Raw genomic sequence first — 12,788 nt, forward strand, 5'->3', positions numbered from 1 at the left:
CGGCTCACAGCTCCGCGTAGACGAGCGACGCGTCGTCGTGGGTCTTGCTGCGGCGCAAGTACGTACGGGTCCGCGCGTCCGCCGTCTCCAGGGCGCGCACCCGGGCCAGCGCCGCCGCCGTCCCCTCCTTGCGGACGAGCCTGAACAGGTCCGTCCAGTCGCCCTCCTGGAACTTCTCCGCCCAGCGCGTGACCCCGTCGGTCATCGCGGCCAGCGCCCTGACCTCGGAGCGCGGGAGCGTGCCCGTGACCGCCTCGGCCGCCACCGACGGGTCGGCCGCCGCCGTGAAGAAGCCGCCCTCCTTGTTGCGTACGGTCGCGTCGGCCACCTCGTCCGAGACCAGGCTCGAGCGCGGGAGGCGGGCCAGGCGGTCGTCGAGGAGGGCGGTCACCGTGCCGTCGGGCGCCTCGACGAGCAGCGCCGAGTCGGAGAGGACCAGGTGGTCGACCGTGTCCTCGTCCCAGCGGGCGAGGACGACGGTTGCCTGAGGCGTGCGCGGGTGAGAAAGGTCACATGTTCCTCGGTGGGCGTCGGCCGTCCTCGCGATGGCGGCCGCGAGGATGTCAAACAAGGTCATATCCCGCCGCGTAGCGGACAGTTCGGACAGTGCGCCGCCGAGGCGGGCCGTGAACCAGGGGACGGAATGCAGACATCCGGCATCGCCCGCCGGAGGGGTCACGCCGTCGAGGACGACGAGTGATCCGCCCTGTCCGGACGCCGGAACCGCGACCGACGCGTAGTCCTCGTTCGGGCGGGCGGGGTCGCCGGGCTCGGTGGTCAGTTCGATGCGCATTCGGCCAGTCTGCACGAGGCCTTCACAGCGTGGACGGATGGCGGAAGTTGGACCGTACCAGCAGGTCACCGTGGGGGGTTTGGGGCGGAATGATCAACTCCGGTGGGTGGGCGGCGGGGCATCTTGCCAAAGGCCGTGAAGGACGTCCAACCGGCGCCCCGTGAAAGGGTGGTGACCGTGACAGAGGAACTTGCTCCCCAACTCCCGGTCGATGTTCACTCCTTCGGGTGGCGGGCAAGGTGATGCACGCCCGCTGCTCACCGGCACTGGAATGGTCAGGAGCCATGCCAGAGGGGCGCGTGTGTTGACGGACCGTCATCCGGCCCAGGGGTAGGACGAGTCAGGAATGCGAGCACCAGGTTGCGGAACACCTCCGGCGGTAACGGGGACAGCGGTCTTGGCGTCTCACCGGCCTCACCAGCACACGGGAACGTCGCGCCCGTGATCGGCAACGGCAAACGCGCGCGCGTGCGCAACCGGCTGATCGTCGCGGTGGCCGTCGTCGCCGCCGCCATCGCGGGGGCGGGCGTCCCCGCCGTCGTCGCCGCGTCGGGCCGGCTCGGCGACACGCAGGAACTGGTCGACGACGCCGGACGCACCCAGCTCGCGCTCTCCCTGTCGCACGCGCTCGCCGACGAGCGTGACGAGGTCACCGTCTACATCGCCGCGGGACGCCCCAAGGGCAAGGGGCTCACCGAGTCGCGCAGCGCCCGCGTCGACCGGCAGGTGCAGGAGCTGCGCGCCGACGCGCCGGACTCGCTGCGCCGCTCCATCGACGACATCGCCGCCGTCCGCCGCGCCGCCCTCACCGGCAAGGGCTCGGCCCTGGAGGCGCACACCGCGTACTCGAAGGCCATCGCCGAGCTGCACCGGCTCGCCGAGGACCTCGCCGACCGGATCCCGGCCCGCGCGGGCACCGGCGCGCACGCCCTCGCCGACCTGGACCGCGCCGTCGAGCAGGCCTCGGCCGCGCGCGGGCTGCTGCTCGCCGCGTACGCCGTGCCGCGCTCCACCGCCACCACGACCGTCATCGACCCCGTCACCGGGCTGCCGACGGCCGTGCGGAGCGAGGAGTCCTCCGACAGCAAGCAGCAGGACGAGCTGAGCGCGGCCGCCCAGCTGGCCCGGGTCCGCGAGCGGGCCGCCCTCGACGACTTCCGCACATCGGCCCCGGCCGCCTCCGTGGCCTCGTACGACTCGACGGTCACGGGACCCGACGTCAACAAGGCCGACGCGTACCTGAAGCGGTTGACGGACGCGCCCACGCTCTCCGATGCCGAACTCCAGTACAAGAGCAAGGCCGTCGACGCCGCCCTGACCTCGCGCATCGACCTCATGCGGGGCGCCGAGGCCGCCCTCGGCGACCAGCGCGTCAAGCGCCTGGAGCAGCTGCGCGACGACGACGTGACCGCGCTCGAACTGCGGATCGCGCTCGTCGGCGTCCTGCTGCTCTCGGCCGTGGGCGTGGCCATGGGCGCGGCCCGCTCCCTGACCCGGCCGCTGGCCGTGCTGCGGATCGGCTCGGCGCGCCTGGCCGAGGAGCCGCTCGGCCAGGAACCCGTCAAGTTCACCGGCCGCAACGACGAGTTCGCCCAGGTCGTCCGCTCGGTCAACGCCCTGCACGCGCACGCCGTCGCCCTGCACGAACGCCAGGCCACCCTGGAGTCCGACCGCAAGCACCTGATCGGCGAGCGGCAGCGGATGGCCGACGAGCGCGACGCGCTCCGCGCCGAACTGGACGAGGCGGCCGCCCAGTTGGAGCGCGCCCGGCACTCCATCCACGGCACGTTCGTCAACCTGGCCCTGCGCACCCTCGGCCTCGTCGAGCGCCAACTCGGCGTCATCGAGGGCCTGGAGGAGCGCGAGCAGGACCCGGAGCGGCTCGCCACCCTCTTCAAGCTCGACCACTTCGCCACCGTCATGCGCCGCCACAGCGAGAACCTGCTGGTCCTCGCGGGCGCCGAGCACGGACAGCAGCACGCGGGGTCCGTGCCGCTCGTCGACGTCGCGCGCGCCGCCGTCTCCGAGATCGAGCGGTACGAGCGCGTCCGCATCGCCGCGCTGCCGCCGCACGCCCACATCGCCGGGTTCGCGGCCGACGACCTCAGCCACCTGGTGGCCGAACTCCTGGAGAACGCCACGTCGTTCTCGCCGCCCGACGCCTCCGTCGAGGTCTCCGGCTGGCTCCTGGAGAACGGCGAGGTGATGCTCTCCGTGCAGGACGAGGGCATCGGCATGGCCGAGGACCGGATGCGCGAGCTGAACGCCAGGCTCGCGTCCTTCAGCGCCGAGCAGACCCACGACCCGGAGGACGCCGACGGGCTCGGGCTCGGCCTGTACGTCGTCGCGCGCCTCGCCGCCCGGCACGGCCTGCGGGTCCGGCTGCGCGAGCAGAAGCAGGGCGGGGTCGCGGCCGTCGTCGTGCTGCCCACCGCGCTGCTCGCGCCGGTGCCCGCCACCGCCGTACCGCCCGCCGTGCCGGTGCCGGGCGGCGCGCCCGCCGTGCATCTGCCGGGCTCCGAGGCGGAGGCCAACTCCAATGTCCTGGACGGGCGTTCGCTGCCCGGGTCCGGGCCGGGTGACCCGCTCATCGAGGCAGCGGAGCACGCCGTACGGGAGTCCGAGGCCGAGACGACGATGGAACTCGTCGCGCCGAAGCCGCAGCCCGAGCCGCAGCCCGAGCCCGAGCCGCAGCCCGAGCCCGCGCCCCGGCCCGCGCCCGCGCCCCGGCCCGCGCCGCAGCGTCAGCCGCGGCCCCGGCCCGAGCCCGACGCCCACGAGCGCACCCCGGACGAGAGCCCCGCCGAGCCGCCGGCCACCGAGCCCGTCGCCGAGGTGCCCGTCGCCGAGGTGCCGCCGCAGCGCACGGCCGCCCGCGAGCGCCTCACCGACAAGGGCCTGCCCAAGCGCACCCCGAAGGTCACCGCCGCAGCCCCCGCTCCGAAGCCGCGCACCGGCTCCGTCGACGCGGAGGCGCTGCGGCGCAGGCTCGGCGGCTTCCACCGCGGCGCCCAGGAGGGCCGCAGGGACGTCGAGGTCGAGCTGGCCGAGGGCCCAGAACTTAGTGGAGAAGCCAAGGGGGACACCGCCGAGGAGGCAAGCAGTTGACTGCGCCCACCCCTGCACCCGGAGCTCTCAGCTCTCTCAGCACCGCAGCACGCAACCTGCACTGGTTGCTGACGAATCTGGTCGAGGAGGTGCCAGGCCTGCTCTCCGTCGCGGTCGTCTCGTCCGACGGGCTGCTCCTGCTCTCCTCCGACCCGGGAAGGAACGAACAGGCCCCGGAGGTACGCAGCGGCGGCCCCAAGGGATCGAGCGCCGACCTGGCCACCATCGTGTCCGGCGTCGGCTCGCTCACCATCGGCGCCGCCAAGCTGATGGACGGCGGAGGCGTCAAGCAGACCATGGTCGCGATGGAGGAGGGCAGCCTCTTCGTCATGTCGATCAGCGACGGTTCCCTGCTCGGCGTGCACGCCACCCCGGACTGCGACATGAGCGTCATCGCGTACCACATGGCGCTCTTCGTCGGCCGTGCCGGGCACGTCCTGACGCCCGAACTCCGCAGCGAGCTGCGCCAGTCGATGGAGACCACCCGATGACAGCCGGCAGTACGAGCATGACCAGCGGTACGAGCAAGCTCCCCGTGCGCGGCGGCGGCCGCAAGCCCGCCCGCGTACGGCCCTACTCCCTCACCGGCGGCCGCACCCGCTTCGGGCACGTGCTGCTGGTCGAGACGTTCGTGGCGGCGCTCGAACTGGAAGCGGCCGACGAGCGCCTGGAGCTGGGCAAGGGCACCCTCGCGGGCGTCATGCCGGAGATGCGCGCCATCGTCGAGCTGTGCCGCCGCATGCGCACGGTCGCCGAGATCGCCGCGCTGTTGAAGATGCCCCTGGGCGTGGTCCGCGTGCTCCTGAGCGACCTCGCCGACCAGGGAAAGATCCGCGTGTACGGAACCGGTCACGGCCCGGGACAGCCGGACCGCGCGCTCCTCGAAAGGGTGCTGAGTGGACTCCGCCGTCTCTGACCTCGTGGCCGGACTCCCGGCCGAGGACGAGCAGTTGCAGCCCTGGCAGACGGACCGGACCAGGGCCCCGATCGCCACGAAGATCGTCGTGGCGGGCGGCTTCGGCGTCGGCAAGACGACGCTGGTGAGCGCCGTCTCGGAGATCCAGCCCCTCCAGACGGAGGCGCTGATGACCCGGGCGAGCGAGGACACCGACGACCTCACCGCGACGCCGGACAAGGTCACCACGACCGTCGCCATGGACTTCGGCCGCATCACGCTCGACGACGACCTGGTGCTCTACCTCTTCGGCACACCGGGCCAGCAGCGGTTCTGGTTCATGTGGGACGACCTGGTGCGCGGCGCGATCGGTGCCGTCGTGCTCGCCGACACCCGCCGCCTGTCCGACTGCTTCCCCGCGCTCGACTACTTCGAGAGCTGCGGGCTGCCGTACGTCGTGGCCGTCAACCACTTCGACGGCAGCGAGGAGTTCGAAGCGGTCGACGTGCGCGAGGCGCTCACCGTGCCGCCGCACGTGCCCGTCCTCGTGATGGACGCGCGCCGCCGGATATCGGTGATCGAGACGCTGCTCGCCCTGGTCGGCCACGCCCTGGACGCCACGCCTGAGTAGCGACCCCCTTATTCAGTCCCTTACGCCAGTCATCAGTTAGAGGCAGCCGTTATGTCGCGGAAGATACTCGTCGTCGGAGCCGGCCAGTCCGGTCTCCAGCTCGCTCTGGGCCTTCAGTCCCACGGCTATGAGGTCACCCTCATGTCCAACCGCACGGCCGACGAGATCCGCTCCGGGCGGGTCATGTCGACGCAGTGCATGTTCCACACCGCGCTCCAGCACGAGCGCGACCTCCAGCTCAACTTCTGGGAGTCGCAGGCCCCGCGGATCGAGGGCCTCGGCGTCTCCGTCGCCGCCCCCGGATCGCACGACCCGGGTCCCACGCAGCGCGCCATCGACTGGGTCGGCCGGCTCGACGGCTTCGCGCAGTCCGTCGACCAGCGCGTGAAGATGGCCGGCTGGATGGAGACGTTCGCGCAGCGCGGCGGGCAGCTCGTCATCCACGGCGCGGCCGTCTCCGACCTCGACTACTTCTCGCGTACGTACGACCTCGTGCTCGTGTCCGCGGGCAAGGGCGAGCTGGTGTCGATGTTCGGCCGTGACGCGGAGAAGTCCCCGTACACGGAGCCGCAGCGCGCCCTCGCCGTCGCGTACGTGCACGGCCTCGGCCCGCGCCCGGAGCACCCGGACATGGACGCGGTGCGCTGCAACCTCGTACCCGGCGTCGGCGAACTCTTCGTCATGCCGACCCTGACCACCTCCGGCCGCGCCGACATCCTCTTCTGGGAGGGCATCCCCGGCGGCCCGCTCGACGCCTTCAAGGGCATCAAGGACCCCTCCGAGCACCTGGCGCTCACGCTGGAGCTGATGGAGAAGTTCACGCCCTGGGAGTACGCGCGCGCCACCAAGGTCGAACTGACCGACGCCAACGGCACGCTGGCCGGCCGCTACGCGCCGACCGTACGCAACCCCATCGGCCGCCTCCCCTCGGGCGGCTCGGTCCTCGGCGTCGCCGACGTGGTCGTCGCCAACGACCCGATCACCGGCCAGGGCTCCAACTCGGCGTCCAAGTGCGCCGCCGCGTATCTCGCCTCGATCGTCGAGCACGGCGACAAGCCGTTCGACGAGGAGTGGATGCAGGCCACGTTCGACCGCTACTGGGACACCGCCCAGCACGTCACCAAGTGGACGAACACCATGCTCCAGGCGCCCCCGGAGCACGTCCTCAACCTGATCGGCGCGGCCGGCCAGCTCCAGCCCGTCGCCGACCGGTTCGCGAACGGCTTCAACAACCCGGCCGACTTCGAGAACTTCTTCTACGAGCCGGAGAAGACCGGCGCCTACCTGGCGTCGGTCACCGGGGCGTAGCGCGTCAGCGGGGCGCGGGGGCGCCGGCGTCCCCGTACCCCGCGTCCCCGCCCGACATCGCCCCGGGCGGCAGCTCCGGTGCCCGGTACCCGGTCATCGACCCGGCCCCGGGGTCGGGACGCACCGCGCCGAGCAGCGGGTTGGCCGCGATCGGGGAGACCTTCACGCGGGCGCCGGGGCGCGGCGCCTGCACCACCATCCCGTCGCCCAGGTACATCGCGACGTGCGTGGCCTTCGGGAAGTAGATGACGAGGTCGCCGGGGCGCAGCCGGGACAGCGGCACGCGCGGCAGCGTCGCCCACTGCTCCTGCGAGGTGCGCGGGATCGGCCGCCCCGCGTGCGCCCAGGCCTGCGACGTGAGCCCCGAGCAGTCGTACGCGTTCGGGCCCTCCGCGCCCCACACGTACGGCTTGCCGATCTGCTTCACCGCGTACGTGAGTGCCGTGGCGCCCGCCTTCGAGGGGGAGCGGCCGACCGAGCTGAGGGCGCCCGAGGCCATGAACGAGCGCTGGGCCTCGGCCGTCCCGGCGTTCTCCAGGCGGGACAGCTCGGCGAGCTCGTTCGTGGTCAGGGACGCGAGCAGCTCCTCGACCTCCTTGAGACGGCCGTCGACGGCGTCCCGTTCCTTCTTCTGCTTCTCGGCGAGCTGCAACTGCGCGTCGAGCGCGGCCCGCGCCTTCGTCGCCAGCTCGTCGGCCTTCTTCTCACCGCTCACCAGACGCTCGACGGTGGTTTCCTGCTCCTTGGCCGCCCGGCGCAGCACATGGCCCTGGTCGAGCGCGTGCTGCGGATCGCGGGCCAGCAGCAGCCGCACGTACGGGGAGATCTCGCTGCGCCCCTGGTACTGCTCGCGGGCCAGGCGCCCGGCGTCCAGCCGGCTGCCGTGCAGCGCGCCCCGCGCCTTCGCGAGCTTCCCGGCGAGCTCCTCCGCCTCCTTGCGGCGCTCCTTGAGCGTCTCCGCGGTCGCGTTGTACGTCTCGGAGGCCTCCTCCGCCTCCCGGTACAGGCGCTGAAGATCCGTCAGGAGTTCGGCGACGGAGCGGTCCGTCCCCTGCTCCGGTGGCTCCGGCACCGCCCCCGCGGGTACCGGCGCGAGCAGCGCCCCCGCGACCGCGGCCGTGCACACCCACCGCACTAGGCGGGTCGAGAGCCTGCCTGACACCTCATCACCTCCGGTGCGGGGCAGCCGTCGTACCCCACACCGTGAACATCAACAGACAGGCACCAGGTCCACGCGGCACGCTGCTCGCTTCGGCCCAACTCCGCCACTCCTGTGGTGGACGCGCGGCGAGCCGCCTTTACGCCTTCGACCACGGCCATCGCAGATTGCGCCCGGCCTTCCCGTCGGGCGCGAACACGTACCGCCAGCGCACGAAGCCCACCGTTCTGCCTCCGGGCACGGGCTCGCGTACGTACACGAGCACGGTGTCGGGGCCGCCGGCACCGTCCTCGTGGGCGGGCACGGGCACCCGGTAGACCTTGGGCGGGTTGCCGGTGGCGGTGGTCAGGACCGGCAGCGTGCGGCCGTCGAGGGGGCCGCCGACGAACGGGATGTCTTCGCTCTTCACCCCATCAGTGTGGGGCCCGCTCAGAGCAGGTGCGCGGCGTCGCTCACCACGGGCAGCACCCGGCGCGCCAGCTCGCCGACCGGCCCGTCAGGGGTCTCCAGGGCGAGGGCGGCCCGGACGACCTCGGCGGTCTGCGGGTCGCGGCCCGCCGTCGCCGTGAGGACCGCCATGAACTGGTCGACCAGGCCGTCGCGCAGTTCGTCCAGCGGGGGCTGCTTGTCCTCGTCGAGCCAGATGAGGGAGGCCGCCTCGACCGCCGTGATCCACATGCGGACCGTCATCCGCAGACGCGGGCCCGGCTCGGCGGCGGCCAGGTGGCTGAGGATGTGCTCGGCCGCGGCCCGCCGCACTCCGTCCACGATCGCCGTCGTACGGGACGTCTCGACGACACTGCCGCCCTGCAACAGCGCCGCGAACCCCATGTCGTGCTCGTCGACGAAGGCCAGATAGCGGTCGAGGGCGCGGGTGAGCCGTGAGGTCAGCGACCCCTCGGGCGGCTCCGCGAAGCACTGCTCGAGGACATCGGCCGCCGAGCGCAGCGCGGCCTCGTACAGCTGCTGTTTGCCGCCAGGGAAGTAGCGGTAGACGAGCGGCCGCGAGACCCCCGCGGCCTCCGCGACGTCGTCGAGGGAGACCTCTTCCGGCGCCCGGTGCGCGAACAGCGACAGCGCCGCTTCGAGGAGCTGGGCCCGCCGCTGCTCCACGCTGAGCCGCCGGTAGGCGGGCGTGCCGGTTGCCGAGGTCATGCTCCGCAGCGTAACCGGGGAAGTGCCCCGCCAGGGGCGCGGGGAACTGCGCGACCAGCCCCCACCGGGCCGCACCCGGCGATGAACCAGCCGAACCGAGCTGGACGCCGGTTGGAAGCGCTCACCCCGCGCCGGGGTGCCGCCTTGCCCACCCTGCCGCCCAAGGCGGCAGATTGCCCAAGGCGGGGGTCAGGCCAGAAGTCCCGACGACTGCCACAGCTTGCGGCCGACGCCGCGCAGGACGCCGATGTCGTCCAGGAAGTCCGTGAGGCGCTTCGCTCCGGTCTGCATGATCTCGCGGCGGTGCCCCGACGCCTTGACCTGGGCCATGGCCTGGCGCTTGTCGAGGCCGACGTTCGTGTAGACCTCGGGGTTGATGAACGCCACCGAGAAGACGCGCGCGAACTCGCCCGAGGTCAGGCGGGTGAACTCCTGGCTCCAGCGCGGGGCCGTCACCATCTGGCGCCGCAACTCCTCGCGGGCGTACCGGACATGGCGGGCCTCCTCGACGACATGGATGCGCGTCACGCCGCGGACCAGCGTCTGCACGCGCTCGTCCGGGAACGTCAGGCGCTGCATCCAGTCGAGGATCTCCTCGCCGAGCAGCGTCGCCGTGAACGAACCCGGCGTCGTCGAGATCGTCTTGAAGAGGCGGCCCAGATTGTGGTGGACCGGCGCCACCGGGTAGTGCGGGGTCTCGCCGCGCGTGATCAGGCGCGCGAACATCTTCGAGTGCCGGCACTCGTCCTCGATCTCCGTGAGGGCGTACCGGACGTGCGCGCTCGTCGCCGCCTTGTCGTAGACGTGCCGCACGAGCAGCTGCATCAGGATCAGTTCGAACCAGATGCCGAGGGACGCGAGCGCCGCGGCCTCGTGGCGCGAGAGGTCGATGCGCTGCTCCTCGCTCATCTTCTTCCAGAGCGGAGTGCCGTACAGGGACACGAGCTCCGGCGGCCAGAACCACTTGCCGTCCTCGAACGGCGCGTCCCAGTCCAGCTCCTTGTCCGGGTCGAAGGAGTGCTTGGCGGAAGAGTCGAGCAGCCGCTCGGCCACCTGCTCCCGGTCCTTGAGCAGACCGAGCGCGTCCCGCAGTCCTTCCAGGGCGTCGGCTTCCGTCATGGTCGTCATCGGCTGTCCCCAGTCTCTGGAGTCTCGGTTACCGGCGGTCACGCTCGCCTTCCGTCTTATGAGACTGCTTGTCAGCAAGGGCGTCAATCCCTTGTGCGCGACTTGTTGACCCCGCGTCTACCACCGTGTGAGCCTGCCGGTATGGCGACGCATGAGCTGTACACCAGGGCACCGGACGAGCCCAACTGGCAGGTACCGTCCGCCAGTTCGGCCCGCTTCAGCTGGGAATACGACGACGGACGCGACCGTCTCCTCGCCCTGTACCAGAAGGGCAAGGACAAGCAGTGGGACGGCGCCAAGCGCATCGACTGGGACCTGGAAGTCGATCCGTACGACCCCCTCGGCACCCCCGACGAGGCGATGTCCCTGTACGGCACGCCCCACTGGGCGAAGATGACCGACAAGGACAAGGGCGAGCTGCGCAAGCACTACGCCTCCTGGCAGTTCAGCCAGTTCCTCCACGGCGAGCAGGGCGCGATGGTGTGCGCGGCGCGCATCGTGGAGTCCGTGCCCGACCTCGACGCCAAGTTCTACTCCGCCACCCAGACCATGGACGAGGCCCGGCACGCGGAGATCTACGGCCGCTTCCTGCACGAGAAGATCGGGCTCCTGTACCCGATCAACGACAACCTCCAGGCGCTGCTCGGCGACACCCTGCGCGACTCCCGCTGGGACATGCCCTACCTCGGAATGCAGGTCCTCATCGAGGGCCTCGCCCTCGCGGCGTTCGGCATGATCCGCGACACCACCGACAAGCCGCTGCCCAAACAGATCCTCGCCTACGTGATGCAGGACGAGGCCCGCCATGTGGCCTTCGGGCGGATGGCGCTGCGCGACTACTACAAGCAGCTCACCGACGCCGAGCTCCGCGAGCGCGAGGAGTTTGTCATCGAGGGCTGCTACCTGATGCGCGACCGGCTGCGCGGCGTCGAGGTCCTGGAGGACTTCGGCATCCCCAGGGCGCAGGCCGACGAGTACACCGAGCAGTCCGAGTTCCTCGCGCTGTTCCGGCAGTTGCTGTTCAGCCGGATCGTGCCGTGCGTCAAGGACATCGGACTGTGGGGCAAGCGGCTCCAGCAGGCCTACGTCGACATGGGCGTCTTCGAGATGGGCGACTCCAACCTCGATCTGCTGATGGCGCAGGACGAGGAGATCGCCGAGAAGCTGGACGCCGAGCGGTTCGCGGCGGAGGAGCACGAGCGGGTCGCCGAGGTCGACGCCGCGATCCGCGCCGGGACCGGCGACTGAGGCGCCGGGCCGGGCCGGGCAGCGGCCCGGATGGAGTAGCGTTTCGGACGTGTCCACGCCACCGCCGCCTCAGCCCGGCCCCTACGGGCCCCCGCACCAGCAGCCCCAGCAGCCGCCGCAGGCCCCGTACGGTCAGCCGCAGCAGCCCTACGGCCAGCCGCCCGCCTACCCGGGCTTCCCGCAGCAGCAGGGCGGCATGCCCTACGGCGCCCCGTGGGGCGCCCCGCCGCCGCCCAAGAAGAAGACCGGCCTCATCATCGGCATCGTCGCCGGTGTCGTGGGCGTGGTCGTCGTCGGGATCGGCGCGCTCGCCTTCATCGGGTCGCAGGTCGAGGGCTCCTTCCCCGACGCCGAGTACAAGCTGACGCTGCCGCAGAAGCTGCTCGGCGGGAAGTACGAGCTGGCCGACGACATGTCGGACGGCTCGGAGGGTCAGCAGATCGAGGACGAGGCCGACGGCGCGTACAACGCCAAGGACGCCACGGCCGTCGTCGCCCAGTACGCGCCCGGCGGCGACGCCGCCAAGGGCGTCCTCGTCATCTCCGGGATGTACGGCCGCTTCAAGGACACCGACGACTCCCGCGACAACATGATGAAGGGCGCCGCGGAGTCCGACGGCGCGAAGGTCGTCGTCGAGCCGCGCGACTTCCACCCGGCCGGCGCCGACACCACCATCACCTGCGAAGTGCTCACCAAGAACCAGGCGGGCACCGAGCTGACCATGGCGATGTGCGCCTGGGTCGACGACAACACGGGCGCCTCCGTCGGCGAGATCGACGCCGCGGACCTCAGCCCCGACCCGAAGAGCATCGACCTGGAGGCGGCCGCCGAGACGGCCGCCAAGGTGCGCGCGGAGATCAGGAAGCCGGTGGGCTGAACGGCTTCCGCAAGGTGAAGGAGAAGGCGGTGGGGCCGTGCTCGCGCAGATGCGTGAGCCGCTCCTCCGCCTCCCGGATCGTCGGCCGGTGCCCGGCCGGTACCCACCACAGCGCCGTCACCGCCTCGCTCATGCGCTCGAAGAACTCCCGCCTGCGGGCGAGGAGTTCACGGTGCGTGCCCTGGTACATGAACGCCGTGAGCGCGTCCGTGTCGCGCCACACCGACATGTTGAGGAAGAGCCACTCGTCGCCGTAGATCCGGAAGCCGGTCGCGTCGCCGGTGTCGCCCTGAAGCCGCCACACGAACCCGTCCGCCGCGTCGGCGACCGCGTTCACCGGCTCCAGGTTGTCCGTGAAGTCCTTCATCCCGGGGGCGTCGAGCGGCGCTGTGAGGCGGCCTATGTTCACCTGCGCCAGTTCGTACGTCGTCATGATCGGGACGGTACGGGGGCGGCGGGCCGGCGCACAGAGCCAATCCGCAGGCC

General features: G+C 71.7%; 13 protein-coding genes. 7 read left to right on the forward strand and 6 right to left on the reverse strand.

Features of this window, described 5'->3' with window-relative positions; all coding sequences use genetic code 11:
* Window positions 1-4 precede the first annotated feature (4 nt).
* Window positions 5-793, reverse strand: a complete 789-nt coding sequence (locus tag AB0L37_RS28790) for a protein phosphatase 2C domain-containing protein (RefSeq protein WP_365511498.1) — start codon at window positions 791-793, stop codon at window positions 5-7.
* Between the two features lie 444 nt (window positions 794-1,237).
* Between AB0L37_RS28790 and AB0L37_RS28795 the strand changes: the two genes are divergently transcribed.
* Genes AB0L37_RS28795 through AB0L37_RS28815 form a run of 5 tightly spaced genes read left to right on the forward strand, consistent with a single transcriptional unit; the run spans window position 1,238 to window position 6,735 of the window.
* Entirely contained in the window at window positions 1,238-3,901 is a 2,664-nt protein-coding gene (locus tag AB0L37_RS28795) for a nitrate- and nitrite sensing domain-containing protein (protein WP_365511662.1), read from the forward strand.
* Window positions 3,898-4,392: a roadblock/LC7 domain-containing protein gene (locus AB0L37_RS28800; RefSeq protein ID WP_365511501.1), complete on the forward strand. Its 495-nt coding sequence runs from the start codon at window positions 3,898-3,900 to the stop codon at window positions 4,390-4,392. Before AB0L37_RS28795 ends, AB0L37_RS28800 begins: the two co-directional genes overlap by 4 nt.
* Window positions 4,393-4,409: 17 nt before the next feature.
* A complete protein-coding gene (locus AB0L37_RS28805; protein WP_365511665.1) occupies window positions 4,410-4,817 on the forward strand; it encodes a DUF742 domain-containing protein in 408 nt (135 codons plus the stop codon).
* The gene (locus tag AB0L37_RS28810; RefSeq protein ID WP_365511503.1) at window positions 4,798-5,427 is read left to right on the forward strand and encodes an ATP/GTP-binding protein; all 630 of its coding nucleotides are present in this window, start codon (window positions 4,798-4,800) and stop codon (window positions 5,425-5,427) included. The genes AB0L37_RS28805 and AB0L37_RS28810 overlap by 20 nt, the downstream gene beginning before the upstream one ends.
* Before the next feature lie 51 nt (window positions 5,428-5,478).
* Window positions 5,479-6,735 carry a styrene monooxygenase/indole monooxygenase family protein gene (locus tag AB0L37_RS28815; protein ID WP_365511506.1) on the forward strand — a complete coding sequence of 419 codons (1,257 nt, stop codon included), beginning with the start codon at window positions 5,479-5,481 and terminating at the stop codon, window positions 6,733-6,735.
* Window positions 6,736-6,739: 4 nt separating this feature from the next.
* On the opposite strand, the gene AB0L37_RS28820 is transcribed toward AB0L37_RS28815, so the two are convergent.
* The 4 genes from AB0L37_RS28820 to AB0L37_RS28835 all read right to left on the reverse strand — a co-directional run bounded on the left by AB0L37_RS28820 (window position 6,740) and on the right by AB0L37_RS28835 (window position 10,177).
* Window positions 6,740-7,897 carry an NlpC/P60 family protein gene (locus tag AB0L37_RS28820; protein WP_365511509.1) on the reverse strand — a complete coding sequence of 386 codons (1,158 nt, stop codon included), beginning with the start codon at window positions 7,895-7,897 and terminating at the stop codon, window positions 6,740-6,742.
* Window positions 7,898-8,033: 136 nt separating this feature from the next.
* Window positions 8,034-8,303, reverse strand: coding sequence for a hypothetical protein (locus AB0L37_RS28825; RefSeq protein WP_365511512.1), 270 nt, complete (start codon window positions 8,301-8,303; stop codon window positions 8,034-8,036).
* A gap of 20 nt (window positions 8,304-8,323) precedes the next feature.
* Window positions 8,324-9,049, reverse strand: coding sequence for a TetR/AcrR family transcriptional regulator (locus AB0L37_RS28830; protein WP_365511515.1), 726 nt, complete (start codon window positions 9,047-9,049; stop codon window positions 8,324-8,326).
* A gap of 189 nt (window positions 9,050-9,238) precedes the next feature.
* On the reverse strand, window positions 9,239-10,177 hold the full coding sequence (locus tag AB0L37_RS28835) for a diiron oxygenase (RefSeq protein ID WP_365511517.1): 939 nt from the start codon (window positions 10,175-10,177) through the stop codon (window positions 9,239-9,241).
* Window positions 10,178-10,318: 141 nt separating this feature from the next.
* Here AB0L37_RS28835 and AB0L37_RS28840 point away from each other — a divergent pair, with 141 nt between their 5' ends.
* Both AB0L37_RS28840 and AB0L37_RS28845 read left to right on the forward strand, forming a co-directional pair.
* Window positions 10,319-11,425: a ferritin-like domain-containing protein gene (locus tag AB0L37_RS28840; protein WP_365511520.1), complete on the forward strand. Its 1,107-nt coding sequence runs from the start codon at window positions 10,319-10,321 to the stop codon at window positions 11,423-11,425.
* A 49-nt stretch (window positions 11,426-11,474) separates the two neighbouring features.
* Complete coding sequence (locus tag AB0L37_RS28845) at window positions 11,475-12,302, forward strand: hypothetical protein (RefSeq protein WP_365511523.1); 828 nt, start codon at window positions 11,475-11,477, stop codon at window positions 12,300-12,302.
* On the opposite strand, the gene AB0L37_RS28850 is transcribed toward AB0L37_RS28845, so the two are convergent.
* The gene (locus AB0L37_RS28850) at window positions 12,283-12,735 is read right to left on the reverse strand and encodes a DUF3291 domain-containing protein (RefSeq protein WP_365511525.1); all 453 of its coding nucleotides are present in this window, start codon (window positions 12,733-12,735) and stop codon (window positions 12,283-12,285) included. The genes AB0L37_RS28845 and AB0L37_RS28850 overlap by 20 nt on opposite strands.
* Between the last annotated feature and the right edge of the window lie 53 nt (window positions 12,736-12,788).

The sequence above is a fragment of the Streptomyces sp. NPDC052225 genome (assembly GCF_040679615.1).
Classification (GTDB): Bacteria; Actinomycetota; Actinomycetes; order Streptomycetales; family Streptomycetaceae; genus Streptomyces.